23 protein-coding genes and 2 pseudogenes are annotated in these 24,656 nt (G+C 68.2%); 8 read left to right on the plus strand and 17 right to left on the minus strand.

The window, feature by feature from the left end; genetic code table 11:
- Position 1: 1 nt before the first annotated feature.
- Complete coding sequence (locus F1642_RS04740; RefSeq protein ID WP_194885606.1) at positions 2-1,408, plus strand: amidase; 1,407 nt, start codon at positions 2-4, stop codon at positions 1,406-1,408.
- On the opposite strand, the gene F1642_RS04745 is transcribed toward F1642_RS04740, so the two are convergent.
- Positions 1,405-2,454: an NAD(P)-dependent oxidoreductase gene (locus tag F1642_RS04745; protein ID WP_370582781.1), complete on the minus strand. Its 1,050-nt coding sequence runs from the start codon at positions 2,452-2,454 to the stop codon at positions 1,405-1,407. The genes F1642_RS04740 and F1642_RS04745 overlap by 4 nt on opposite strands.
- Between F1642_RS04745 and F1642_RS04750 the strand changes: the two are divergent.
- Positions 2,398-3,856: pseudogene (locus F1642_RS04750) on the plus strand (aldehyde dehydrogenase family protein). The gene F1642_RS04745 and the pseudogene F1642_RS04750 overlap by 57 nt on opposite strands.
- 32 nt (positions 3,857-3,888) lie before the next feature.
- Here F1642_RS04750 and F1642_RS04755 read toward each other — a convergent pair.
- Genes F1642_RS04755 through F1642_RS15410 form a run of 3 tightly spaced genes read right to left on the minus strand, consistent with a single transcriptional unit; the run spans position 3,889 to position 7,119 of the window.
- Positions 3,889-4,461, minus strand: coding sequence for a L,D-transpeptidase (locus F1642_RS04755; RefSeq protein ID WP_045981684.1), 573 nt, complete (start codon positions 4,459-4,461; stop codon positions 3,889-3,891).
- Positions 4,462-4,490: 29 nt separating this feature from the next.
- Positions 4,491-6,761, minus strand: a complete 2,271-nt coding sequence (locus F1642_RS04760) for an ATP-binding protein (protein WP_194885608.1) — start codon at positions 6,759-6,761, stop codon at positions 4,491-4,493.
- 52 nt (positions 6,762-6,813) lie between these two features.
- Positions 6,814-7,119: a molybdopterin-dependent oxidoreductase gene (locus F1642_RS15410; RefSeq protein WP_370582804.1), complete on the minus strand. Its 306-nt coding sequence runs from the start codon at positions 7,117-7,119 to the stop codon at positions 6,814-6,816.
- A gap of 311 nt (positions 7,120-7,430) precedes the next feature.
- On the opposite strand from F1642_RS15410, the pseudogene F1642_RS15415 reads away from it, so the two are divergent.
- The 3 genes and pseudogenes from F1642_RS15415 to F1642_RS04775 all read left to right on the plus strand — a co-directional run.
- Positions 7,431-7,583: pseudogene (locus F1642_RS15415) on the plus strand (GntR family transcriptional regulator); the annotation flags it as partial.
- Between the two features lie 136 nt (positions 7,584-7,719).
- Positions 7,720-8,094 (plus strand): GntR family transcriptional regulator, encoded by a 375-nt coding sequence (locus F1642_RS15420; protein ID WP_370582782.1) that lies wholly within the window; start codon positions 7,720-7,722, stop codon positions 8,092-8,094.
- 13 nt (positions 8,095-8,107) lie between these two features.
- A complete protein-coding gene (locus F1642_RS04775; protein WP_370582783.1) occupies positions 8,108-9,112 on the plus strand; it encodes a sugar kinase in 1,005 nt (334 codons plus the stop codon).
- Here the strand turns inward: F1642_RS04775 and F1642_RS16345 are convergent.
- The 10 genes from F1642_RS16345 to uxaC all read right to left on the minus strand — a co-directional run bounded on the left by F1642_RS16345 (position 9,042) and on the right by uxaC (position 18,127).
- Positions 9,042-9,797, minus strand: a complete 756-nt coding sequence (locus tag F1642_RS16345) for a hypothetical protein (protein WP_370582784.1) — start codon at positions 9,795-9,797, stop codon at positions 9,042-9,044. The two genes, F1642_RS04775 and F1642_RS16345, sit on opposite strands and share 71 nt — an antisense overlap.
- A 21-nt stretch (positions 9,798-9,818) precedes the next feature.
- On the minus strand, positions 9,819-10,517 hold the full coding sequence (locus F1642_RS16350) for a UxaA family hydrolase (protein WP_370582785.1): 699 nt from the start codon (positions 10,515-10,517) through the stop codon (positions 9,819-9,821).
- The gene (locus tag F1642_RS04785) at positions 10,510-11,934 is read right to left on the minus strand and encodes a mannitol dehydrogenase family protein (RefSeq protein ID WP_194885609.1); all 1,425 of its coding nucleotides are present in this window, start codon (positions 11,932-11,934) and stop codon (positions 10,510-10,512) included. Before F1642_RS04785 ends, F1642_RS16350 begins: the two co-directional genes overlap by 8 nt.
- Positions 11,912-12,652 (minus strand): 2-dehydro-3-deoxy-D-gluconate 5-dehydrogenase KduD, encoded by a 741-nt coding sequence (kduD, locus tag F1642_RS04790; protein WP_045998954.1) that lies wholly within the window; start codon positions 12,650-12,652, stop codon positions 11,912-11,914. Before kduD ends, F1642_RS04785 begins: the two co-directional genes overlap by 23 nt.
- Positions 12,649-13,473: a 5-dehydro-4-deoxy-D-glucuronate isomerase gene (gene kduI, locus F1642_RS04795; RefSeq protein WP_127898745.1), complete on the minus strand. Its 825-nt coding sequence runs from the start codon at positions 13,471-13,473 to the stop codon at positions 12,649-12,651. The genes kduD and kduI overlap by 4 nt, the downstream gene beginning before the upstream one ends.
- Before the next feature lie 11 nt (positions 13,474-13,484).
- Positions 13,485-13,766: a cupin domain-containing protein gene (locus F1642_RS04800; RefSeq protein WP_194885610.1), complete on the minus strand. Its 282-nt coding sequence runs from the start codon at positions 13,764-13,766 to the stop codon at positions 13,485-13,487.
- A gap of 13 nt (positions 13,767-13,779) precedes the next feature.
- A complete protein-coding gene (locus tag F1642_RS04805) occupies positions 13,780-15,060 on the minus strand; it encodes a TRAP transporter large permease (protein ID WP_045998951.1) in 1,281 nt (426 codons plus the stop codon).
- A gap of 4 nt (positions 15,061-15,064) precedes the next feature.
- Positions 15,065-15,658 carry a TRAP transporter small permease gene (locus tag F1642_RS04810; RefSeq protein ID WP_239441287.1) on the minus strand — a complete coding sequence of 198 codons (594 nt, stop codon included), beginning with the start codon at positions 15,656-15,658 and terminating at the stop codon, positions 15,065-15,067.
- 67 nt (positions 15,659-15,725) lie between these two features.
- Complete coding sequence (locus tag F1642_RS04815; protein WP_045981674.1) at positions 15,726-16,697, minus strand: TRAP transporter substrate-binding protein; 972 nt, start codon at positions 16,695-16,697, stop codon at positions 15,726-15,728.
- 23 nt (positions 16,698-16,720) lie between these two features.
- The gene (uxaC, locus tag F1642_RS04820; protein ID WP_194885611.1) at positions 16,721-18,127 is read right to left on the minus strand and encodes a glucuronate isomerase; all 1,407 of its coding nucleotides are present in this window, start codon (positions 18,125-18,127) and stop codon (positions 16,721-16,723) included.
- 81 nt (positions 18,128-18,208) lie between these two features.
- Here uxaC and F1642_RS04825 point away from each other — a divergent pair, with 81 nt between their 5' ends.
- Positions 18,209-18,904, plus strand: a complete 696-nt coding sequence (locus F1642_RS04825; RefSeq protein ID WP_194885612.1) for a GntR family transcriptional regulator — start codon at positions 18,209-18,211, stop codon at positions 18,902-18,904.
- Here F1642_RS04825 and F1642_RS04830 read toward each other — a convergent pair.
- A complete protein-coding gene (locus tag F1642_RS04830) occupies positions 18,901-20,166 on the minus strand; it encodes a glycerate kinase (RefSeq protein ID WP_194885613.1) in 1,266 nt (421 codons plus the stop codon). The genes F1642_RS04825 and F1642_RS04830 overlap by 4 nt on opposite strands.
- Before the next feature lie 164 nt (positions 20,167-20,330).
- Between F1642_RS04830 and F1642_RS04835 the strand changes: the two genes are divergently transcribed.
- Both F1642_RS04835 and F1642_RS04840 read left to right on the plus strand, forming a co-directional pair.
- A complete protein-coding gene (locus tag F1642_RS04835; RefSeq protein WP_194885614.1) occupies positions 20,331-20,861 on the plus strand; it encodes a biliverdin-producing heme oxygenase in 531 nt (176 codons plus the stop codon).
- Positions 20,862-20,908: 47 nt separating this feature from the next.
- Positions 20,909-23,047, plus strand: coding sequence for a histidine kinase dimerization/phosphoacceptor domain -containing protein (locus tag F1642_RS04840; protein WP_194885615.1), 2,139 nt, complete (start codon positions 20,909-20,911; stop codon positions 23,045-23,047).
- On the opposite strand, the gene F1642_RS04845 is transcribed toward F1642_RS04840, so the two are convergent.
- Positions 23,028-23,495, minus strand: coding sequence for a response regulator (locus F1642_RS04845; protein ID WP_127898753.1), 468 nt, complete (start codon positions 23,493-23,495; stop codon positions 23,028-23,030). The genes F1642_RS04840 and F1642_RS04845 overlap by 20 nt on opposite strands.
- Complete coding sequence (locus F1642_RS04850) at positions 23,492-24,607, minus strand: PAS domain-containing protein (RefSeq protein ID WP_194885616.1); 1,116 nt, start codon at positions 24,605-24,607, stop codon at positions 23,492-23,494. Before F1642_RS04850 ends, F1642_RS04845 begins: the two co-directional genes overlap by 4 nt.
- Positions 24,608-24,656: the final 49 nt, after the last annotated feature.

Here is a 24,656-nt window from a genome sequence, read left to right on the forward strand (position 1 = left end):
CATGACCGCATTTGCCGACCTGACCGCCGCCGCGATGACCACGGCCTTTGCCGAGCGCAGCCTGTCCCCGGTGGAGGTGACCCGCGCCGTCTTGGAGCGCATCGACGCCTGCGAGCCGGTGCTGAACGCGATGTGGACCGTCGATCACGACCTGGCGCTGGAGGCCGCCCGCGCATCCGAGGAGCGCTGGCGGCGCGGAGAACCGCTGACGGTGGGCGGCGTGTCGCTGGACGGCGTACCCATCACCATCAAGGAGAACATCGCCACCCGCGGCGTGCCCATGCCCTTGGGCACCGCCGTCAGCGACATGACGCCGCGCACCGAGGACGCCCCCCCCGCCGCCCGCATGCGCGAGGCGGGGGCGGTCTTTCTGGGCCGCACGACGATGCCCGATTTCGGGATGCTGTCCTCGGGCCTGTCCAGCTTTCACCGGCTGGCGCGCAATCCGTGGAACACCGCCATGAACCCCGGCGGCTCCAGCGCGGGGGCGGGAGCGGCAGGGGCTGCGGGCTATGGGCCGATCCACCTGGGGACCGACATCGGCGGATCGATCCGGCTGCCCGCCGCGTGGTGCGGGCTGGTGGGGCTGAAGCCCAGCTTGGGGCGCGTGCCCATCGACCCGCCTTTCATGGGTCGCGCGGCGGGACCGATGACGCGGACTGTCACCGATGCCGCGATGGCCATGGCGGTGCTGTCCCAGCCCGACGGGCGCGACCACATGTCCCTGCCATCCATGACGATCGACTGGATGGACCTGGACCGCGACCTGAAGGGGCTGCGCGTCGGCCTGCTGATGGACGCCGGCTGCGGCATGGCGGTCGACCCGCAGGTCAGCGACGCCGTGACCGCCGCGGCGGCGCTGTTCGAACAGGCTGGTGCCGTCATCCGGCCCATCAATCCGTGGATGACCCCTGATCTGCTGCAGGGCCTGGATGATTTCTGGCGCACGCGGGCCGGGCTGGACGTGCTGGCGCTGTCGCCGGAACAGCGGGCCCGTATCTTGCCGCTGGTGCGCGAATGGGCGGAATCGGGTCTGGGCCGGTCCGGAGAGGACGTCTGGCGCAGCTATGGCGCCACGGTCGAGATCCGTCGTCGCACCACGCAGGCCATGGCTGATCTGGACCTGATCCTGTCGCCCATCTCTCCGAATGTCAGCTTTCCGGCGGATTGGGCCTATCCCGCCGACAACGACGTGACGCGCGCGATGCAGCATATCGGCTTTACCGCGCCCTTCAACATCGGCGAACAACCGGCGATCAGCGTGCCCTGCGGCCATGACCGGAACGGCGTGCCCATCGGGTTGCAGATCGCTGGCCGCCGGTTCGACGACCTGGGCGTGCTGCGCGCCGCGCGGGCGTGGGAACGGATCGCCCCGCCCGCACGCCCCTGGCCCGTGGTCACGGGCTAGTCGTGCGAGGGCTTGTCCTGCGGGGCGAACAGGGCCGCGGCTTCCGACAGATAGCTGTCGGCGAAACCGCCTTGGGCAAGCCCGTCCAAGGCCGCCCCGACGCCGTCTGCCGCGTCATGCGCGGCGCCCACGTCCCGCGACAGCTGCCGGTAATAGGACAGGTCCTTGGCCGCATTCGCGACCGAAAAGCGCATTCCCGACGTGTCCCCCGACAGCAGGAAGGGCGCGATCCGGTCCAGCGCGGCACCGTGCCCGCCGCCCTTGGACAGCACGTCGACAAAGGTCGCGTCACGGATGCCCGCCTGCCGCGCACAGGCCGCGGCCTCGCTGATCAGGGTCGCGCAGCCGATCGAGACGAAGTTGTGCAGCAGCTTCAGCGTATGGCCCGCGCCGACGTCGCCCGCGTAAAAGATGTTCTCGGCGAACGTGCCCAGCAGGGGGCGCATGCGGTTGAACAGATCACCGTCCGCGCCCACCAGCAGGTTCAGGCGGCCTTCCTCGGCCTCCTTTGGGGTGCGGGTCATGGCCGCGTCCATGAATTCCCCGCCCGCCTCGCGCGTCAGCCCCGCCAGGCGCAGGGTCGATGCCGGGATCGCGGTCGAACAGTCGACGATTACGGTTCCCGGACGGATCGCGGCCAGCAGACCGCCCGCGCCCAGCAGCACCTCCTCGACCTGGGGGGTGCCCGACAGGCACAGGATGACCGCGCGGCATTCCGCCAGGGCCTCCAGCCTATCGACGCGGCGCGCGCCAAGCGCCGTCAGGTCACCGACCGGCTGGTTGCCGGGATGATCCAGAAACAGCAGCGGCCACCCCTTGGCCGCAATGTTTCGCGCGATGCCGTGGCCCATCAGACCCACGCCCACCATGCCGACCGTCATCTTGTCCATCGTCTCCTCCTGTCCTGCCGGGGGGCCAGCTTGGGCGCTGGCCGCCCGGGCCACAAGGTGACCGGACGCAATTTTTTCCACCGACCACAGGACCGCAGCATGATCATCGACGATCTGACCCGCATCGACACCAGCCTGATCTTCGTGGATGGCCACTGGACCCGCCCCCAAGGCGGCACCCTGCCGGTCGAGGATCCGTCGACCGGCGATGCCATCGGGGTGATCGGTCGCGGCACCCCGGCCGATGTCGACGCCGCCGTCGCCGCCGCCCGCGCCGCCCTGGACGGCCCCTGGGGGGCGCTGACCGCCACCGACCGCGGGCGCATCCTGACGCGGATGTCCGCCCTGGTCCTGGACCGGGCCGAGGACCTTGCGATGATCGAGACGCTGGACGTGGGCAAAGCCGCTGGACCAGTCGCGCCGCGATTCGGTGGCCCTGGCCCGCTATCTGGAATTCTACGGCGGTGCGGCGGACAAGCTGATGGGCAGCACGATTCCCTATCAACAGGGCTATACCGCCTATACACTGCGCGAGCCGCATGGCGTTTGCGGGATCATCATCCCGTGGAACTATCCCATGCAGATCCTGGGCCGCGCCGTCGCGGCGGCGCTTGCCGCGGGCAATGCCGTGGTGCTGAAGCCGGCCGAGGATGCGTCGCTCTCGGCCCTGGTCTTTGCGCAGATCGCCCATCAGGCGGGTTTGCCCCCCGGCGCGTTGAACGTCGTGACCGGCCTGGGGGCCGAGGTGGGCGCGGCGCTGTCCGCACATCCGGGCGTGCATCATCTGTCCTTCACCGGCTCGGTCGGGACCGGGGCCGGCATTCAGCGCGCGGCGGCGGCCAACGCCGTGCCCGTGACGCTAGAACTGGGAGGCAAGTCGCCTCAGATCGTCTTTGACGACGCCGACCTGGACCGGGCGATCCCGGTTCTGGTCGGGGCCTGCATGCAGAATGCCGGGCAGACCTGTTCGGCCGCGTCGCGCGTTTTGGTACAGGCCGGTGTCTATGACGAGGTGCGTCGCCGCATGTCCGACATCTTCAACGGGCTGGTGGCAGGACCGGCGCCCGACAGCCACGACCTGGGTCCGCTGGTGTCGTCGCGCCAGAGGCGACTGGTGCAGGATTTCATCGATCTTGGCACCCGCGAACTGACCCTGGCGGCACAGGGGCGCCTGCATCCTGACGCGGCGGCCGGCGGCCATTTCGTGCGACCCACGCTGTTTGCGGACGTACCCTCCGATCACGCCTTGGCGCAGCAGGAGATTTTTGGCCCGGTGCAGGTCATGATGCCCTTTGCCGATGAGGCGGAGGCCCTTCGCATTGCCAACGGCACCGAATACGGACTGGTCGCTGGCATCTGGACCCGCGACGGGGCGCGACAGCTGCGCCTGGCGGGCCGGCTGAACTGCGGCCAGGTCTTCGTCAACAACTATGGCGCGGGGGGCGGGGTCGAGCTGCCCTTCGGCGGCATCGGCAAGTCGGGGCATGGTCGCGAAAAGGGGTTCGAGGCGCTGTACGGCTTCACCCGCACCAAGACCATCGCGATCCACCACGGTTGAAAGGCAGGGCGCCATGCGCCCCGCCCTGGCGATCAGAACACCGTCACCTGTGTGCCGATCTCTGCGACCGCATACAGCTTTTCGACATGCTCGTTATAGAGGCCATAGCAGCCCGACGACGACCGCCGCCCGATCTTGCGCGTGTCATGGGTGCCGTGGACCAGATAGGCCGGCCAGCCCAGGTACAGGCCGAACTTGCCCAACGGGTTTTCGGGCGCGCCCCCCTCGACCCGCTGCGGCAGGGTCGGATCCTTGACGCGCATGCTGGGCGTGGGCGTCCAGGGCGGGTTGGCGACCTTACGCACGATCTCGGTCTGGCCGCGGCGGGTCAGTTCGTCTGTCATCGGGATCGCGCAGGGAAAGACGAAATGCACGCTTTCGTCACCCGACCAGAAATGCACCGCACGCGAGGTCACGTCGGCCAACAGAACCCCCTTGCCCAAGGACGGATAGAAATCCTGCCAATGCCGCGCGCGGAACGACGACTGGTTGCGCTGCGGTCCCGGGTTTTCCTGGCCATAGGCCATGGCGGGGATCAGGACGCCCGTCGCCGCAAGACCTTGAAGGAAAGTTCTTCGGTCGCCGAAGGGACGATTCGTGGACATGCTGCTGCCTCGTGCTTGTATTGGCCTTTTCAGCGACAATAGCCCCGCGCGTGCCTTCCCCCAAGCCCCCGCCGCAAGGTTGGCGGCCCACCCCGGAGATTCTGCAACAGATGCAGGGGCACGCGGCCGATCACGCCTGCGGCAACGGACCCGCGGGACGCACCGCCTGCAACAGCGCGTTGAGCGCCGCCCGGCTGAGCGGCTTGACCAGCGATCGGTCCATCCCGGCCTGACGAAAGCTTGCCAGATCCTCTGGCATGGCATGGGCCGTCAGGGCCACGATGGGGCAGTCGCGGTTGGGGGCCGTCACCCGCGCGAATGCGCCGGGCCGCGTCGATGCCGTTCATGCGGGGCATGCTGATATCCATCAGGATCAGGTCGAACCGGCGCTGTTGGGCGGCGGCGACGCCGGCAAGGCCATCCTCGGCCTCGGTCACGTCGCATCCTTGGCGGCGCAGCATCTCGCGGGCAACCAGACGGTTGATGGCGTTGTCCTCGACCATCAGAATGCTGAGGCCGGGACAGTCCGGACTGGCCACCGCCTGCTGGGGCACCGTGTCGGGCGCAACGGGCGCAGGCTCCAGGGGCAGCGTGATCCGGAACGCGGTCCCCCTGCCCGGCTGGCTGGAGACCGTGATCTTTCCGCCCATGGCATCGACCAGGCCCTTGACGATGCTGAGGCCAAGTCCCGTCCCCTCGACCTTGCGGTCGAAGGTCGAACCCAACGTGACGAACGCATCGAAGATCCTGTCAAGATCGCCTGCGGGGATGCCAATACCCGTATCGGTCACGCGCAACGTGACGTGTCCCGGCGGCCCCGACGTATCGACCAGCACGGTGATATGTCCGTTCTCGGTGAACTTGATGGCGTTGCCGACCAGGTTCACGACGATCTGTTCCAGCCGCGCCGCATCGCCCAGGACCGGCGCCATATCGTCGCCGGAATATACCGCCATCAATTGGTTGCCCGCCGCCTGTGCCTGCGTCTGCAGACCCAGGATTGCCGAATCGACCAAGCTGCGCAGGTCGACCGGGTTCCGGGCCAGAACCAACTGACCGCTGCGCGCCCGCGAGGTGTCCAGCACATCGTTGACATGCCCCAGCAACATGCGGCCGGAATGCTCCATCGCGGCGACGTACTGTCGCTGGCGGTTGTCCAGTTCGGTCAGGCTCAGCAGGTCCAGCAAGCCCAGAATGCCGTTCAGGGGGGTCCGCATCTCATGGCTCATCACGGCGATCATGCGCGTCTTGGCCTGTTCGCCCGCGACGGCGCGGTCACGGGCCTCGATCAGTTCGGCCTCCTCGGCCGCGCGTCGGGATACGTCGCGCACGAAGGCGACCACCAGCGGTCCGTCCTCTCCTCGGGCGACCGACATGGACAGTTCGACGGGGATGATCCGGCCCGACTTGTGCCGGGCGGCGGTCTGCATGATATCGGGTCCGCCGGCGCGCGGGCGGGTGGTGCCGTCACGGACCCGGGCCAGAACCTCGCGCACCTTGGCACGCCGGTCGTGCGGGGTCAGCAGGTCGACGACGTCGGCGCCCACGGCCTCGGCTCGGTCATACCCGTAGATGCGCTGTGCTGCGGCGTTGAAGCCCAGGATCCGCCCATCGGGGCGCGCCACCAGGATTGCGTCGATCGACGCCTCGAACAGCGAATTCAGGCGATTGCTGACCGCGGCGATGCGGCGGTTTCGTTCGCCTGCGCTGCGCACCATCGCGGCCAGGACCACGACGCTGCCCGCCAGCACCATGAACAGCGGAACGACCAGCAGCGACAGGGTGGTCAATGCGCGGGCCACGCCTTCGCGGCGCAGCGCGGATTTCTCGGCGAACAGCCGCACCCCCTCCAGCGACACCTGCCTGACCAGGGGCACGGCGGCGTCGACGATGGGCATGATCCGGGGCAGACCCGCGATCAGTCCCGCGTCATCGCCGTCGATCACCGGCACGGCGGCGTCCAGCCCGGACTGGATCTCCTGCAGCGCGGTCGAGATGCCGGGTTCCGCGCGCAGGTGGTCATAGGTCCGCCCCTGCTGCAGCGTCTGGATGCGCGAATAGAAGATGTCGAACCGCTGCCGCAGATCCCGTGCCTGATCCGCGCCGGCACTCGGCGCGGCCAGCAGCAACGCGGCACGCTGCAGGGCCAGAACCTCGACCTCGGACTGGGCCAGGAACCATTGGGTGTTGTCCGTGGCGGCGGTCCCCATCTCGTCGATCTGACGGCGCGCATCGACCTGCAGCAGCCAGACGACCAGCCCCAGGGCCAGGATCACGCAACCGAAGAAGGCGGGCATCATCCTGACCGCCCGCGCGATGCGCGGGGATGCAGGTCGGTGCCCACTGCGTTGATCACCGCACGACCTCGATCCGGACCAGCTGCCAGATGCTGCGGGCATAGGTCACCTCGGACTGCAGTGCAGGATCGGAGTCATAGGGATAGATCACCCAGAGCGGCCCCTTGTCGCGCACGGACATCGCCTGCCCGTTCTGCTGGAACGCGACGATGGGATAATCCGCCGTCACCTCGTCCACGGGAATCTGCACCGCGTAATCGTTGATCGCCACGGCCGAGACCGTGCCCTCATCGATGCCTGCATCGGTCAGGATCGTCTGCAGCGGGACCCCGGTGAAGGTCGGCTGCCCCTCCGTCCAGATGGTCGAGGTGGCAAAGCTGACCGCCCAAACGCCTGAAGCGCCGCCTGGTCATAGGTCTGCGTGCCGTCCGGGCCGACCACGGTCAGCAACGGATCGTCGGCCAGCGCCGGACCCGCCAGCGCAAGCAAAAGGAAGAGGGCTGCGATCTTCATGGGACTGCCTTCGACAGGGTTGGTCGGGGTTGCGGTGTCGCGTCATCTTGACGCCCGCCGCGCCATTCTGGCAGCGAATCCTTTCTAAAATGCTATCGACCGACCGATGCTCTTTACTGGTATGGAAGTATGGTATAAATTTACGGAAAAAGGCCTTACATGATTCCGATCCGCGCTGCCACGACCGCTCAGCAGGTCCATGACTGGTTGTACCGCTGCGTCCTGCGCGGCGACCTGCTGCCGGGCACGCGCCTGTCGGAGACCGAGATCGCGGCCCAGGTCAACCTGTCGCGCCAACCCGTGCGCGAGGCCTTCATCCGGCTTGCCGCCGATGGCTTGGCCGAGGTGCTGCCCCAACGGGGCACCTATATCGGGCGCATCTCGATGCGGGCGGTCCTGTCGGCGCGCTTCATCCGCGAGGCGGTGGAAAAGCGACCTGGCCCGCCATGTGGCCGCCACCCGCCCCGACCTGACCGCGATGGCCGCCGAACTGACCGTGCAGGAAAGGTGCGATGTCGAAGGCGACGTGCCGGGGTTCATCGAATCGGACGACCGGTTCCACCGCGCCATGGCCTTGGCGGCGGATCAGGGCGCCGTCTGGCAGGATCTGGAACGGCTCAAGGCCCAGATGAACCGCCTGCGGCACCTGTCGATGCGCGTCTTCGACCGCAGCCAGACCATCGCCCAGCACCGTGCCGTCCTGACCGCGCTGCAGGCCGGCGACGCCGATGGCGCCGAAGATGCCATCCGCACGCATCTGCGCCAGATGCTGACCGAACTGCCGCAGATGGCCGCGGCGCATCCCGACTATTTCACCGACTGAAAGATCCCAAAACATGCCGCAAGCCGACCCCATCCGCATCCTGTCCATCGGCGAGGCCATGGTCGAGATGTCGCGCGCCCCAGATCCGGACCTGTGGCGGATGGGCTTTGCCGGCGACACGCTGAACACGGCCTGGTATCTGCGCCGCCTGTTGGACGACGCCTGGCAGGTCGACTATCTGACGCGGGTCGGCACGGGCGACTTTTCGACCCGGATGGTCGAGTTCCTGCGGGCCGAAGGGCTGGGCACTGCCCATGTCAGCCGTCAGCCCGATGCCGAGATCGGCCTCTATGCGATCAGCCTGACGAACGGGGAACGCAGCTTCTCCTACTGGCGCGACACGTCCGCGGCGCGGCGGCTGGCCGACGACCCGACCCTGCTGCACGCCGCCCTTCAGGGCTGCGCAATGGCCTATCTATCGGGGATCACGCTGGCGATCCTGCCCCCGCAGGGACGCATCGGCCTGATTCAGGCGCTGGACCGGGCGCGGCAGGCCGGCACCACGGTCGTCTTCGACACCAACCTGCGCCCGCGACTGTGGGCCGACGTGGACACCATGCGTGCGGTCACGCAGGACGCTGCCGGCCGCGCGGATCTGGTCCTGCCCAGCTTCGACGACGAGGCCGCGCTGTTCGGCGATGCCGATCCGCAGGCGACGCTGGACCGCTATCTGGCCCTGGGCGCGGGCCAGGTGGTGGTCAAGAATGGCGGTGGGCCGATCCGGTTCGGCGGGCGCGATGGTGCGGGCCACATCGACGATCTCAGCGTCGAGCCCCCGGTCGACAGCACCGCCGCGGGCGACAGCTTCAATGCGGGCTATCTGGCGGCACGGCTGACAGGGGGCCGATTGCGCCGGTGCCATCCGGGCCGGGCACGCGCTTGGCCGACAGGTGATCCGCCATCCGGGCGCCTTGATCCGGCAGGCGGTTCAGGACGCGCGGCGCTGACTACAGCACCGCGCCGATCTGCCAGGGCAGGAACTCGTGGTCGCCCAGGCCCAGGGCCTCGCTTCGGGTGACCTGGCCCGAGGCGGTGCGCAGGATCAGATCGACGATCTGGCGGCCCTTGTCGTCAAGGCTGACACCGGACAGCACGTCGCCGCAGTTCAGATCCATGTCGTCGCGCATTGCGGCGAACAGGGCATCGTTCGTCGCCAGCTTGAGGGTCGGCGCGGGTTTCGACCCGAAGGCCGATCCGCGCCCGGTGGTGAACACGATCAGCTGCGCCCCCCCGGCGATCTGACCCGTGGCCGAGACCGGGTCGTAACCCGGCGTGTCCATGAAGTTCAGGCCCGGCGCGGTGATGGGTTCGGCATAATCCAGCACGGCGTTCAGCGGCGTGGCGCCCGCCTTGGCCACCGCGCCCAGGGATTTCTCAAGGATCGTCGTCAGCCCGCCCGCCTTGTTGCCGGGGCTGGGATTGTTGTCCAGCGAGGCGCCGTTCATCGCGGCATACCCCTCCCACCAGCGCAGGCGGGCCAGCAGCCGGTCGGCCAATGCCGGGTCGGCGGCGCGGTCCAGCAGCAGGCGTTCCGCGCCGTGGATCTCGGGCGTCTCGGACAGCACGACCGATGCACCCTGCGCGGCCAGGATATCGCAGGCCACCCCAAGTGCCGGGTTGGCCGTGATGCCCGAAAATCCGTCCGACCCGCCGCATTGCAGCCCGATCCGCAGGGCCGATGCCGGGGCGGGTGCGCGCGTCACTGCATTGACCTGCGGCAGCATCTAGCGGACGCGGGACTTGATGGCGTCGATGGTCGCGCGGGTGCCGCCGTTGTCCTGGATCGTCAGCCCGTGAAACCGCGCGGCCTGTCCCAGCTCCTGCTTCATGCGGGCGATCTGCATCACCTCGCAGCCCAGCCCTACGAACAGCGCGGCCCCGACGTTCGGGTGCCCGGCATGCCCGGTCAGCACCCGCTGCAGCGCGATCCACCCCGGACCGCTGTCGGCCATCCCGCAGCCCGATCCGTGGGCAAAGGCCACCACCCCGTCAACATTCGGATAATCGGCCAGCGCGCCCTCGGCCTGCAATTCGTCGGCGGCGCGGCGGATGACCGTCGCCGAACAGTTGACCGTCGCCACCAGCGCCACGAAGTTGCGCGTGCCGACCTGTCCGCCGTCGCGGTGATAGCCCTGAAACTGCATCTCCGGCCCGCGATGCCGGTCAAGAGCCGTCCGCGCGGCGGCAAGCCCGGCGCCGGGAGTCTGGTCGCGGTCGTGATCGCCAAAGGCCAGGTTGTGGCTGTGAACATGGTCGCCCGCCACGATGTCGCAGGTGGCATAACCGATGACCTGCCCGTACTTCACCACCGCCGCCCCCCGCGCGATGTCCGCGCGGGCGATCTTGTGTCCGGCAGGCGCCACGCCGCGCGTGGTCAGGATGGCGACGGTGTCCGACGGGTTCAGGACCAGCGGTTCAGCCACTTGCGGCGACCCGCGCGCCATCACGCACCAGCTTCGTCAGCGCATCGGTCAGCTCCGCGCGGAACCCCGTGTCGTCGCGCAGCACGGCGGGAAAGACCTGCGACAGGGCCAGGAACCCGTCGACCGTCGCCGCCGGATCGTCGCGCCACAGCGCGGCCATCTGCGGGGCCAGCGGGTCTTTGACCTCGATCGTTCCACCCGTCTCGTCGCGCCCCGAGGCATAGCGCATCCAGGCCGCCACGGCCAAGGTCAGCCCCGGTACGGGCCGCCCGGCGGCGCGGCCTTCGGCGATGGTGCCAAGGATGCGCTGCGGCAGTTTCTGGCTGCCGTCCATGGCGATCTGCCAGGTCCGGTGACGGATCGCCGGATTGGCATAGCGCGCCGCCAGCGCGTCGGCATAGGCTGCAAGGTCGGTGCCCGGCGGCGGCGTCAGCGCCGGGATGATCTCGGACCGCCACAGACGGTCGACGAATTGCGCCATCACCGGGTCGGCCATCGTGTCGGCGATGGTCTGGTGCCCGGCCAGATAGCCCAGATAGGCCAAGCTGGAATGGGTGCCGTTCAGCATCCGCAGCTTCATGTGCTCGAACGGCGTCACGTCGTCGACCAGCTGCACGCCGACCGCGCCCAGGTCCGGGCGACCGTTGCAGAACCGGTCCTCGACCACCCATTGGCGGAAGGGTTCGTGCATCACCGGGGCCTCGTCGCGCCGGCCCGTCAGGGTCTCGACCCGGTCCAGATCGGCGGGCGTGGTGGCCGGAACGATGCGGTCGACCATGGTCGAAGGGAAGGCCCCTTGCGCCTCGATCCAGGCGGCCAGATCGGGGTCGATCAGCCGCGCCAGGTCCAGCACGACGCCACGCACGACATGGCCGTTTTCCGGCAGGTTGTCGCAGCACAGCACGGTGAAGGGCGGGATACCGGCCCCGCGACGCGCCTGCAGGGCCCGGACCAGAAAACCCGGCGCCGATCTGGGCAGCGGATTGTCCAGATCATGGCGAATGTCGGGGTGATCGGCGTTCAGCCGTCCCGTGGAAGGCTCATGGCAATAGCCCTTTTCGGTGACCGTCAGGCTGACGATCCGCACCGCGGGTGCGGTCATCGCGTCCAGCACGGCCTGGGGGTTTTCAGGCGCGACCAGAACGTCGCGCAGCACGGTGACGACCTGCGCGGTCTCTCCCTCCGGTCCCAGCTGCAGCGCGGTATAGGCCCAGCCCTGCGGGGCCAGCCGGTCGCGCGTGCCGGGCGATTGCAGCGACACGCCGACGATCCCCCAGTCACCGCCCGAAGCTGCCATGGCTTGTTCGACATAGATTGCGCCATGCGCACGAAAGAACGCACCCAGGCCCAGATGAACGATGCCCGCGGGTTCGGCGGACGGGGTATGGTGCAACCTAGCGGGCAAGCCAGCCTCCATCGACGTTGAGGATCGCGCCGTTGACGTAATCGGACGCGGGCGCGGCCAGGAACACGGCGGTCTGGGCGATATCCTCGGGGCGGCCCCACCGGCCGGCGGGGATGCGCTCCAGGATGGCGCGGCTGCGGTCGGGATCGGCGCGCAGTGCCTGCGTGTTGTTCGTCTCGATATAGCCCGGGGCGATGGCGTTGACGTTCAGGCCGCGCCCGGCCCATTCGTTGGCCATCAGCTTGGTCAGCCCCGCCACGCCATGCTTCGACGCGGTATAGGACGGCACCCGGATGCCGCCCTGAAAGGACAGCAGCGACGCGATGTTGATGATCTTGCCCCTTCCCCGTGGCAGGGCGGCGCGCGCAAAGGCCTGGCAGGTAAAGAACAGCGCCTTGGCATTCACGTCCATCACCGCGTCCCAATCGGCCTCGGTGAAATCGACCGCATCGTCGCGGCGGATGATGCCCGCATTGTTCACCAGGATGTCGATGGGCTGGTCCGCAAAGACGTCGCGCGCCGCCATCGGATCGGCGAAATCCAGGGTCAGCGACCGCCCCGCCTTGTCAGACACCTGGCCCATCATCGCCACCGTCTCGGCGCAGTCGCGCCGGCCGCTGGCGATCACGTCCGCCCCGGCCTGCGCCAAGGCCACGGCGATGGCCTGACCGATGCCGGTATTCGCGCCGGTGACCAGGGCTGTGCGTCCCTCGAGGGAAAAGGGGGTCACCGCAGGTCCTCCGGCTGGATGAAGTCCATGTCGGTGTAATCGACATTGTCCCCCGCCATCGCCCAGATGAAGGTGTATTCACCGATGCCCGCGCCGGAATGGATCGACCAGGTCGGCGACAGCACCGCCTGTTCGTTGGCCACGAACAGGTGGCGCGTCTCTTGCGGTTCGCCCATCAGGTGCAGGACCCGCGATTCCGGCGCCATGCCGTGATAAAGGTATGCCTCCATCCGGCGGTCATGGACATGGGCGGGAATGGTGTTCCAGACCGACCCTTCCTGCAGCGAGGTATAGCCCAGCACCAGCTGGCAGCTTTCCATGACCAGCGGATGGATGAACTGCTTGATGACGCGCTTGTTCGAGGTCGCGGTCGCGCCCATCTCGACCTTCTTGGCCTGATCGACGGTGATCAGCCGATGCGGCAGCGCGCGATGGGCGGGCGCCGAGGTGATGTAGAACCGCCCCCCGCCCGAAAACGTCACCGCCCCCGCGCCCATGCCCAGATACAGCACGTCGCCATTGGCCATGTCCCAGCCCTGCCCCGCGGCCTCCACCCGGCCCGGCCCGCCAATATTGACGATGCCCATCTCGCGGCGGTCCAGAAAGCTGGGCGTGCGGGTTTCGTCGATGGCGTCCAGGGTCAGGGGCGCCCCGTCCGGGACCGCGCCCCCAACCACAAAGCGGTCGTAATGCGTATAGGTCAGGCGGATCTGACCGGCGGCGAACAGACCCTCGACCAGGAAATGCTGCCGCAGCTGGGCGGTGTCCATGCCGCGGGCGTGGTCCGGGTGGATCGCGTGGCGGGTTTCGACATGGGTCATCAGGGGTCCTTTCACAGAAAATCGTCGCGGCGGGGGGTGAAGCTGTCGATCAGCACGCCCTCCTCCAGGCACAGGCAGCCGTGTTCGGCGCCCGAGGGAATGATGAAGGCATCGCCGGGCCCGACCTCGGACGGTTGGCCGTCGATGGTGAAGCGGTAGCGGCCCGACTGGACATAGGTCGACTGCACATGCGGATGGCTGTGCAGCGCGCCCCGGTCGCCCGCCGCAAAGGCGAAGCGGACAACCATCAGGTCCGGCGCATGGGCCAGGACGGTGCGGACGGGATCGGTCATGGCGACACCTTCATCAGCGGAACACGGAGGGCAGCCACAGCGACAGCGCCGGGACATAGGTGACCAGCATCAGCGTGGCGAAGGCCGCGCCGTAGAACGGCCAGATCGTGCGCATCGCCTGCCAGATGCTGATGCGGCCCACCGCGCAGCCCACGAACAGCACCGCGCCGACGGGCGGCGTGCACAGGCCGATCCCCAGGTTCAGGATCATGATGACCCCGAAATGCACCGGATCGACGCCGAAGGCGGTGGCGACCGGCAGAAAGATCGGCGTTGTGATGACGATCAGCGGCGACATGTCCATGAACGTCCCCAGGATCAGAAGGACGATGTTGATCATCAGCAGGATCACGATGGGGTTGCTGGACACGCTCTGCAGGATCTCGACCAGCTGTGTCGGCACGCGCAGATAGGCCAGCAGCCAGCCGAAGCAGGCCGCGCAACCGATCACCAGCAGCACCATGGCGGTGGTGCGCACCGCGCCCTTGGTCGCCTCGACGAATTCGGACCAGGGCAGGCTGCGATAGACCAGGGCCGTCACCAGCAGCGCATAGACCACCGCCACGTTCGAGGACTCGGACGCCGTGAACCAGCCCGACCGCACGCCCCCGAAGATGATCGCGATCAGGATCAAGCCGGGCATGGCGGACACGAACAGCGCGCCCAGCATCCGCAGGCCCGGGAACGGCTCGGTCGGATAACCCTTCCGGCGCGCGACCCACCAGGCGGTGACCATCAGCGATACCGCCAGCAGCAGGCCCGGAATGATGCCGGCGGTGAACAGGTCTGCGATGGACAGACGGCCCCCGGCGGCGATGGAATAGATGATCATGTTGTGGCTGGGCGGGATCATCAGCGCGATGATGGAACTGACGACCGTGATGTTCACAGCGTAATCGACGTCGTAACCGCGCGCCTTCATCTGGGGGACCATCAGGCCGCCCACTGCGCTGGCGTCGGCCGCGGCCGACCCGGACACGCCGCCGAACATCAGCGAGGCCATGATGTTGACCTGGCCCAGCCCGCCGCGCATGTGCCCGACCATCGCACCGGCCAGCGCCACCAGGCGCCGGGCGATGTCGCCCCGCACCATCAGGTCTCCCGCGAAGATGAAGAACGGGATGGCGATCAGCGCAAAGACCGAAATGCCACTGTTCAGGCGCTGGAACACCACCACCGGCGGCAGTCCCATATAGAGGACGGTCAGAAAGCTGGCCACGCCCAGGCAGAAGGCCACCGGCGTGCCGATCATCAGCAGCGTCACGAAGCTGCCGAACAGGATCCACAATTCCATGATTTCAAGTCCTTTCGCGGGGGCGCGCAGCCTTGCCGTCCAGAAGGTCATCGGCGCGCACCGCACCCGGCGCGCCGTCGACGACGCCGTCCGCGGCATCGTCCATGTCACCAAAGCGCATCGTCTTCAGCCCCGCCGCGCGGCGCAGGATGCGTTCGATCGAAAACAGCATCAGCAGGATGCCGCCCCCGATCAGCGGCGCGAAATCCCACAGGCGGGAAATGCCGATGCCCGGCACTACGCCGCTGGCCGCGCGCGCCGCCAACTGCCAGCCGAACCACGCCATGCCGAAGCCGAAGGCCGTCACGACCACGTCGGACAGGCTGTGGAACCACGGCCGCCAGCTTTCCGGCACGACCATTAGGCCGACGTCGAAGGACAGGTGATAGCCTTCCTTGACCCCCACGGCGGCGCCCAGGAAGATGAACCAGCCCATCAGCATGACGGCGGCCGGTTCGGCCCAGAACAGGCTGGACCCCATCACGTAACGGAAGAACACCTGCGCAAAGACAAAGGCGGTCATCAGGACCAGCCCGATTCCCGCCAGCCACAAGGCCGCCTGCGCGACCGCGCCGGTCAGCGTGGCAAATCTGATCATCCCCTCGCGCATCGCGCATCCCCCGGAAAAGAAAAGGCCGCCCGCGAGGTCCGCGGGCGGCGTGATGTCACTGGGTCGCGCGGATGCGTTCGACCAGGTCCTTGTTCTCGGGGGTGGTCACGTACTTGTCGTAGACGGGCACCATCGCCTCGATGAACGGAGTCTTGTCGATCTCGGTGATGACCTCGGCACCGGCGGCGGTCACTTTGTCCAGCGATTCCTGTTCCTGCGCCGCCCACAGCTCGCGCTGCAGGGTCGAGGAATTCTGCGCCGCCTCGCGTAGGATCGCCTGATCCTCGGGGGTCAGCTTGTCCCAGCTGGTCTTGGACATCGCGACCAGTTCGGGAACGATCAGGTGCTCGTCCAGGGTGAAGTACTTGGCGACCTCGGCGTGGCCCGAGCTGTCATAACTGGGAAAGTTGTTCTCGGCCCCGTCGATCACGCCGGTCTGGATGCTGGAATAGACCTCTCCATAGGGCATCGGCGTGGCGTTGGCGCCAAGCGCGTCCATCATGTCGACGAACACGTCGTTCTGCATGACGCGGAACTTCATCCCCTCGAGGTCGGCGATCGACTGGATCGGCCGCTGCGAGTTGTAGAAGCTGCGCGCGCCGCCGTCGTACCAGGCCAGCGCCACCAGATCGCGCTCTTCGAACGCGGCGGCGATCTCCTCGCCGATGGGACCGTCCAGGACCGCGTGGCTGTGCTCGACGGACGTGAACAGATAGGGCAGCGACATGATCTGGGTGACCGGCACGATGTCGTTGAACGACCCGAAGCTGGCGCGGACCATGTCGATGACGCCGAACTGGGTCTGCTCGATCGTGTCCTTCTCCTCGCCCAGCTGGGACGACGGGAACACCTCGATGCAGATGCGGCCGTCGGTCTTCTCGCGGACCTCCTCGGCCATGGCCTTGACACCCTCGACCGTCGGATAGCCGTCGGGATGGGTATCGGACGACCGCAGCGTGATCTCGCAGGCGGTGGCGAAGCTGGCCGAGGCCAGCAGGCCCGCCAGGGTTGTCATCAGCAGTTTCATGTTATCCTCCCAGATACAGATGCTCAAAGCTTGTAGGCCCGCTTGGCCAGGCCATAGGTCAGGTCGCGCGCCACCTCGGGGGCCTCGTCCTCCTCCAGACGTCCCGATGCGACCAGGTCGGCCAGCCAGGCGCAATCGACCCTGCGCGCCACGTCGTGACGGGCCGGGATCGAACAGAAAGCGCGCGTGTCGTCGTTGAACCCCACGGTGTTGTAGAACCCCGCCGTTTCCGTGGTCATCTCGCGAAAGCGGCGCATCCCTTCGGGGCTGTCATGGAACCACCAGGCCGGACCCAGCCGCAGGCAGGGCCAGACCCCGGCCATCGGTGCCAGTTCGCGGGCATAGGCGGTCTCGTCCAGCGTGAACAGGATCACCGTCAGGCGCGGGTCCATGCCCACCGCATTCAGCAGCGGCCGCAGCGCGGTCACGTAATCGGTGCGGCCAGGGATGTCGAAGCCCTTGTCGCGGCCGAACATCGCCAGCACGTCGTCGGAATGGTTGCGGCGCGACCCGGGGTGGATCTGCAGGACCAGCCCGTCGTCAAGGCTCATGCGCGCCATCTCGGTCAGCATGTGGCCGCGGAACGCGTCGGCCTCCTCTGCGGTGCAGGTGCCGCGCAGGGCCTTGGCGAACAGCGCAGCGGCCTGGTCGCGGGGCAGATCCTCGGTGCGGGCCGAGGCGTGGCCATGGTCGCTGGACGTCGCCCCGTGGTCGATGAAGAACGCCCGACGCGCCCGATGCGCGTCCAGGTATCCGTCCCAGGTCGCGGTGTCGAACCCGGTCTGCTGGCCCATCAGCGCGACATTGTCGGCGAACCCGGCCATCTCGGGGTCGATCACGCCGTCCGGACGATAGGCGGTGATGACCCTGCCCCCCCAGTCGCTGTCGCGGATCATCCGATGCCAGCGCAGATCGTCGGTCGCGGCCTCGGTCGTGGCGATCGCCTCGATGTTGAAACGGTCGAACAGCGCGCGGGGCCGGAATTCGGGCCGGGCCAGGCAATCGGCGATGTGATCGTAATACCAGTCGGCCGTGTGTTCGGACAGGCGGCGGTCGATGCCGAAGACGTGCTGGAAGCTGTGGTCCAGCCACAGGCGCGACGGCGTGCCGCGAAACAGCGGATAATGCCGCGCGAACAGCCGCCAGATGGTCCGGCCATCCGTTTCGGTCGGCCCGCCATCGGCGCGGGGCACCCCCAGGTCGGTCAGCGCCACCCCCTGCGAACACAGCATGCGGAACACGTAGTGATCGGGCGTCACGAACAGCTGCGCGGGGTCGGGGAATGCCTCGTTCTCCGCGAACCAGCGCGGATCGGTATGGCCATGCGGGCTGACGATCGGCAGGTCGCGCACCTGTTCGTACAGCGCGCGGGCCAGATCGCGGGCGCGGCCATAGGTCGGGAACAGGCGGTCGTCGTCCAGCAGTGTCATGTGATCCCCCTCCGACTCACTTGCCATTCCGCTAGTCGTCTAATATGCTAGTTTACAGGTTCGGTCAACGCGGGGATGATCATGTCGGTTCAGGAACTGGACAGCTTGCCACCGCTGCAGGATCTGCGCCCCCGCACCGTCACCGACCAGATCTTCGAGCATCTCTATGCACGGGTCGTCGGGCTGGACCTGCCCCCCGGCGCAAAGCTGTCCGAGGCCGAGGTCGCGGCCCGGATGGGTGTGTCGCGCCAACCGGTGCGCGACGCCTTCTATCGGCTGTCGCAACTAGGCTTCATTCAGATCCGCCCGCAGCGCGCGACCACCGTCACCCCGATCTCGACCGAGGCGGTGATGCAGGCCTATTTCATCCGCAGCGCGCTGGAACAGGCGACCATGCGGGTCGCGGCGCTGACGTTGCAGCCGTCGGACTGGGACGGCCTGGAACGCCTGATCGACCTGCAGGAGGCCGCCAGCCGGGAGGACCGGCGCAGCGATTTCCATGCCCTGGACGACCAGTTCCACCGCGACATCTGCGCGGCGGCGGGCAAGGAATTCGTCTGGAACCTGGTGCGCGACAACAAGGGCCATATGGACCGCGCGCGCTTTCTGTCGCTGTCCTACGGCGCCTCGACCGCCTTCATCGAGCATCGGGATATCCTGACCGCCCTGCGCGCCCGCGACCCCGAGGCCGCCGCAGGCGCCCTGCGCGACCATCTGAGCCATATCGAACACATCCTGGAACGGCTGCGCATCGACCAGCCGGGCATCCTGGCCTAGCCGGCCGGTACCACCAGCACCGCCCGGAAATCGTTGACGTTGGTCAGCGTCGGCCCGGTGCGGATCAGGCTGTCCGTCGCGTCGAACAGGCTGTAGCTGTCATGCCCCGCCAAGGCCGCGCGCATGTCCAGGCCCAGCTCCGCGACCCGCTGCGGCAGATCGGGGCCGATGATGGCGCCTGCCGCGTCCTCGGTCCCATCGATGCCGTCGGTGTCCGCGGCAAGCGCGTGGATGCCCGGCTGCCCGCGCAGCGCCACGGCCAGGGACAGAAGAAACTCGGTGTTGCGCCCGCCGCGGCCGGGATCGCCCAGACCGATGGTCACGGTAGTCTCTCCGCCCGACAGCAGGACCGCGGGGGCCGTGGCGGGGGTGCCATGGGCGGCGGTGGCGCGGGCGATGCCGGCCATGGCGATGCCCAGCTGCGCGGCCTCTCCCTCCAGCGCGTCGCCCAAGAGGACGGGCGTCACCCCGGCCCGTTCCGCCACGCGGGCGGCCGCCAGCAACGACATCTGCGGCGTGGCGATCAGGCGGTAATCGGCGTCGAAGGCCGCGGCGGGCTGCGGCGGCGCCATCAGCAGATCACGCGCCGCCTGCGGCAGGTCGGGGCCTAGCCGGTCGACCAGCCAGGACAGGTCCTGTCCGGCGGTGGGGTCCGGCACCGTCGGACCGGACGCGATGGCCGCCGGATCGTCGCCCGGAACGTCGGAAATCGCCAGCGTCACCAGCCGTGCGTGCGCGGCCGCCTGCGCCAGCCGCCCGCCCTTGATCGCCGACAGGCGCCGGCGGACGCGGTTCATGTCCTCGATCGTCAGGCCCGACCGCAGCAGCAGGCGGTTGACCACGATCTTGTCTTCCAGCGTCAGCGGCGCGCGGGGTGCCGCCATCAGCGCCGACCCCCCGCCCGAGATCAGCGCCAGCACCAAGTCGTCCGGGCCCGCCGCCTTGGCCGCAGCCAGAATTCGTTCGGCGGCATCCTGCGACGCCGCGTCAGGCACCGGGTGGGACGCCTGGCACACGGTGATGCGCCGCGTCGGAACCTGGTGCCCATCCCGCGTGACCACGATGCCGGACAGGTCGACATCGGGCCAGGCCGCCTCCAGCGCGGCGGCCATGGCGGCGGCGGACTTGCCCGCGCCCACCACGATGCAGCGGCCCTGCGGCTTGGGCGGCAGGTGATCGGCCAGCACCTGCGCGGGATCGGCGGCGCCCACCGCCGCATCGAACATGTCGCGCAACAGCGCCTGTGCCTGGTCCTGGTTCATTCCGCCTCCGTCGGTGATCGCGTCGCCCGGGGGCGCGCCTGTGCCGCCATCATAGGGATGGTGCCGCGGTTTGCCAGCACCGCCGCCGCTGGCCCCTGCCCCGCCGATCTGCTAGGGCGCCCCGGATTGCGGTCCCGCGCCGCCCCAACCCGCCCGAGGCCCCGGTGACCCAGCATGTTCTGCGCAGCGTCCTTCGCGACGGCACCGGCGATCTGCACGCCACGCTGGACGCGCAGGTGGGCGCGCTGGACAGCCCGGCGGCCTATCTGGCCTATCTGCGCGGCAGCCACGCGTTTCGCAGCGCCATCGATCCGCTGCTGGAGGCCGGCTCGGCCCGGATCGGCTGGCGGCCGGTGATGCTGTCGGATGCGACGGCGCGCGATCTGGCGGACCTTGGCGCAGGGCGCCCGACCCCGGTGGCCCCGCCTGCCCTGCCCGACGCCGCGTCCGTCGCGGGTGCGCTGTATGTGGTCGAAGGATCGACCATCGGTGCGGCGCTGATTGCGCGCAGGGCGGCGGCCCTGGGGTACACCGCGGGCCACGGCGCATCGCACCTGGCGCTGCAGACGGGCGATCCGCGCCGGTGGCGGCGGTTTCTGGACTGGCTTCATGCCGCGGACCCGGACCCCGCGCGGGCGGTCAAGGCCGCACGGGCGGTGTTCCAGACCGCCATGACCGCATTTACGCAACGGTAAACGAAAAGCAATTGGACGGCTGACATGGTCCGCCTTAGAAATCCGAAATGTCCACAGCCCTGCCCAACCCTGCCGATGCCCGTGATCTGACTGCCTGCGACCGCGAACCGATCCATGTTCCCGGATCGATCCAGGCGCATGGCCACCTTCTGATCTTCGACCCGGGCGATGGCCGGATCGTCGGCGCCGCGGGACGTGCCGACGGCCTGACGCGCGACCTGATCGGCCAGACCCTGTCGCAGGCGCTTGGCGGTGTGCTGCGCAATGCGATCGACGATCTGCCCGATATCGGTCCCGTTCCCCTGGCACCCGTGATGATCGAGGGGGCATCCTGGGACCTGCTGGCCTATCGCAGCGGCGGGCATGTCGTGATCGAGATGCTGCCCGCGCTGGATCAACCGCCGCTGGATGCACGTTTCCTGGGCCGGATGCAGGCGCTGGACGCGGTGCTGGAACGGGCGTCGTCCCTGCCCGACCTGATGCGGAACGCGGCGGGCGTGTTCCGCAAGCTGACCGGCCACGCGCGGGTGATGATCTATCGCTTCATCGACGACGAGGCCGGGGCCGTGGTGGGCGAAAGCCGTGCCAAGGGCATGGGCACGTTCATGAACCACCATTTCCCGGCATCCGACATTCCGCGCCAGGCGCGCGTCCTTTACGTGCGTAACCGCGTGCGGGTCATTGCCGACGTGCATGCCCCGGTCCAGCCGATCACCGGCAGCGTTCCCGGGATCGAGGCCATCGACCTCAGCGATTCGATGCTGCGCAGCGTCTCTCCGGTGCACCTGCATTATCTGCGCAACATGGGGGTGGGTGCATCGGCGTCGATGTCGATCATCAAGGACGGGGCGCTGTGGGGTCTTGTCGCCTGTCACCACCCCGAACCGCGCGACCTGTCACTGGCCACGCGCCTGGCCTGCCAGTCCCTGGCCGACAGCCTGGCCCGCCAGATCCGCCTGCGCGAGGAGACGGTGCTGTATCGCGAACGCATCCGCCTGCGCGCGCACGAGGATACCGTGCTGGCCCGTCTTGGTCCTGACGACCAGCTGGACCAGTTCTTCGCGCAATCCGCGGGACCGCTGGCCGAGCTGGTGGGCGCCGACGGCTTTGCCGCCGTTCAGGGCAGCGAGCTGTTCTCGTCGGGCAGCTGCCCCGATCCGGCGGCGCTGCGCCATCTGGCCGACCATGTGCGCCAGTCTGCGGCGATCACACCCTTTGTCAGTTCCGACCTAGAACGCGTCATCCCTGCGGCGGCGGCCTATCGCGACGTCGCCAGCGGCATGCTGTCGGTCACCATGTCGACCGAGGTGCCGACAATCCTGATGTGGTTCCGCGCCGAAAAGCTGCAGGTCGTGACTTGGGCCGGCAACCCGCACAAGGACGTCCCCACGGTCCCCGGGGCCACGCTGGAGCCGCGCGCATCCTTTGCGGCCTGGTCCGACGAAGTGCGCGGCAAGTCGCGCCCCTGGACCGCCGCCGAGGTCGAAGCCGCCAGCCGCCTGGTTCGCCTGATGCTGGAGGCGCGCAGCTCGCGGCGCATCCGCCGGCTGAACGCCGAGCTGTCCATCACGCTGCGCGAGAACGAGAGCCTGATCCAGCAAAAGGAATTCCTGCTGCGCGAGGTCAACCACCGCGTCCAGAACAGCCTGGCCTTGGTGGCATCCTTCCTGCGCATGCAGGGCCGGGGCGCCGATCCCCTGGTCCGCACCCAGCTGGACGAGGCGCAAAGCCGACTGTCGGCCGTCAGCCTGGTCCATCGCCGCCTTTATCAGGACGACAGCGCCCAGATCGTGGACTTGGCGATCTATCTGGACGACTTGCTGCGCGACATGAAATCGTCGCTGGACCCGGCTTGGGCCGACGCGATCCAGACCGAATTCGCGCCCATCCTGGTATCAGCGGATCGTGCAGTCAGCATCGGCCTGCTGACCAACGAGATCGTCGCGAATGCCATCAAGTACGCCTATGAGGGCCAGCCCGGCCCGGTGTCGGTCGTGCTGTCGCAGACGCGCAACGGGATGCTGTTGTCCGTGACCGACAACGGCGTGGGGTCGGACGGGTCCATCAAGGGCACCGGTTTTGGCATGCGGATGGTCGCGTCGCTGGTCGAGCAGCTGGGCGGCAAGCTGCAGTCGGACACGAATGCGCCCGGTCTGCGGGTGGTGATCACCGCTCCCCTGGACTGACGCCCCATTGCGCGGCGAAGGCGGGCGAGGCCACGAAGCTGCCGGGTTCGGGCGACACGGGGGGCGGATCGCACACGCCCTCCTCCAGATATTTCAGCGCAGCGACGAAGCCCGCTGATGAGAACGGCTTGGCGATGACGCCATGCGCGCCGTCGAAATCGTCGGGGATCTTCTTCGGGTTGGCCGTGACAAAGACCACGATGGTGTCGGGCCACTGCTTCTGGATGGCGCTGTTGACCTGCAGGCCGGTGCTGCCGCGTGCCAGCTGCATGTCGACCAGCGCGACGTCCGGGGCCTTGTCCGTGGGCAGGGCCATCACGTCCTGCAGTGACGATGCCACGGCCAGCACCTGATGGCCGGCATCCTCGATCATCATCTCGATGTCCATCGCGATGATGAACTCATCCTCGACCACGAGGATCGACAGCGGCGCCTTGGGGCGGTTCATGGAATTTCCTTGTCGATGACGACGCTGACCTGGATCGACCCATGATCGGTCCTGGACCAGGCCACGCGCGTTCGTGTCTGTGCGGCAAGCCGAGAGATGATCTGTTCGTTCACCCCGGACGGCGAATAGACCGGATCGGCCTCGGCGTCCCCGTGGCCCGGAGGTCCGAAGCCGATGGACAGCTCGACCCGCGCGGGCGTCGTCCGCGACGAGATGTCGAAGACCTGGCCCTCCGCGACGTTTTCGGGGCGGATCATGTGGGCCAGGATTTCGTTCACGATCAGCCCGATCGCCGCCGCCTGCCCCGCAGGCACCTCGGCCCGGCCCAGATCGGCGCGGATGCGGATGTCGCAATCGGCGCGGCTTTGCGTCAGGTCGGAGGCAAGGTTGACGGCATAGGATCCGATGTCGAACCGCGTGACGTCGTCGGACTGGTACAGATGGCGATGCACCGTGGCCAAGGCATCGATCCGGGTCATCATCGCGCGCAGCATGTCGGCCGTGTCGCTGTCCGCCGCCTCGCGCAGCTGCAGGCGCAGGATCGACCCGATCATGGTCATGTTGTTCTTCACGCGGTGATCGACCTCGTGCAGCAGCAAACGCTGTGCATCCAGCGAATCGCGCAGTTCGGCGACGCGGCGGGTCACCTCGGCCTCGACCCGCGATTTCTCGCGCGCCATGCGGGACTGCACGTCGATCCGGTCGGTGACGTCCAGCTGCGAGGCAAAGAAGAACCGGATACGGCCCGCATCGTCGCGCACCGGGCTGAGATACAGCGCGTTCCAGAACGACGTCCCGTCCTTGCGATAGTTCAAAATATCGACCGAGATGTCGGTCCCGTTCTCGACCGCCTCGCGCAGGCGGCGGATCGTGTCCTGATCTGTCTGCGACCCCTGCAGGAACCGGCAGTTGCGGCCCATCAGCTCGTCGCGGTCGTACCCGGTCAGACGCTGGAACGCGTCGTTGGCAAAGACGATGGGATTGTCGGGCAGGCTGGGGTTGGTGATGATCATCGGCATGCGCGTCGCGCGCACCGCGGCCGCGAAGGGATCGCCGCGTCCGTGTTCATGATGCAGCGCCTCGGTCAGGTGCCAGTCGTCCCGTTCGTCCACGTCGCGTCCCTTGTAAGCCTGCACCGGACCCTGTCGTCTGCTTCAAGGC

It is taken from the genome of Paracoccus sp. NBH48 (assembly GCF_015390265.1).
Lineage (GTDB): Bacteria > Pseudomonadota > Alphaproteobacteria > Rhodobacterales > Rhodobacteraceae > Paracoccus > Paracoccus marcusii.

Bases quoted from the DNA above. Each gene is read 5' to 3' on its own strand.
- F1642_RS04740 (WP_194885606.1), top strand. From the start codon at position 2: ATGACCGCATTTGCCGACCTGACCGCCGCCGCGATGACCACGGCCTTT.
- F1642_RS04755 (WP_045981684.1), bottom strand. From the start codon at position 4,461: ATGTCCACGAATCGTCCCTTCGGCGACCGAAGAACTTTCCTTCAAGGT.
- F1642_RS04760 (WP_194885608.1), bottom strand. From the start codon at position 6,761: ATGATGCCCGCCTTCTTCGGTTGCGTGATCCTGGCCCTGGGGCTGGTC.
- F1642_RS04775 (WP_370582783.1), top strand. From the start codon at position 8,108: ATGCCGCAAGCCGACCCCATCCGCATCCTGTCCATCGGCGAGGCCATG.
- F1642_RS04785 (WP_194885609.1), bottom strand. From the start codon at position 11,934: ATGGAGGCTGGCTTGCCCGCTAGGTTGCACCATACCCCGTCCGCCGAA.
- kduI (WP_127898745.1), bottom strand. From the start codon at position 13,473: ATGACCCATGTCGAAACCCGCCACGCGATCCACCCGGACCACGCCCGC.
- F1642_RS04800 (WP_194885610.1), bottom strand. From the start codon at position 13,766: ATGACCGATCCCGTCCGCACCGTCCTGGCCCATGCGCCGGACCTGATG.
- F1642_RS04805 (WP_045998951.1), bottom strand. From the start codon at position 15,060: ATGGAATTGTGGATCCTGTTCGGCAGCTTCGTGACGCTGCTGATGATC.
- F1642_RS04810 (WP_239441287.1), bottom strand. From the start codon at position 15,658: ATGATCAGATTTGCCACGCTGACCGGCGCGGTCGCGCAGGCGGCCTTG.
- F1642_RS04815 (WP_045981674.1), bottom strand. From the start codon at position 16,697: ATGAAACTGCTGATGACAACCCTGGCGGGCCTGCTGGCCTCGGCCAGC.
- uxaC (WP_194885611.1), bottom strand. From the start codon at position 18,127: ATGACACTGCTGGACGACGACCGCCTGTTCCCGACCTATGGCCGCGCC.
- F1642_RS04825 (WP_194885612.1), top strand. From the start codon at position 18,209: ATGTCGGTTCAGGAACTGGACAGCTTGCCACCGCTGCAGGATCTGCGC.
- F1642_RS04830 (WP_194885613.1), bottom strand. From the start codon at position 20,166: ATGAACCAGGACCAGGCACAGGCGCTGTTGCGCGACATGTTCGATGCG.
- F1642_RS04840 (WP_194885615.1), top strand. From the start codon at position 20,909: ATGTCCACAGCCCTGCCCAACCCTGCCGATGCCCGTGATCTGACTGCC.
- F1642_RS04845 (WP_127898753.1), bottom strand. From the start codon at position 23,495: ATGAACCGCCCCAAGGCGCCGCTGTCGATCCTCGTGGTCGAGGATGAG.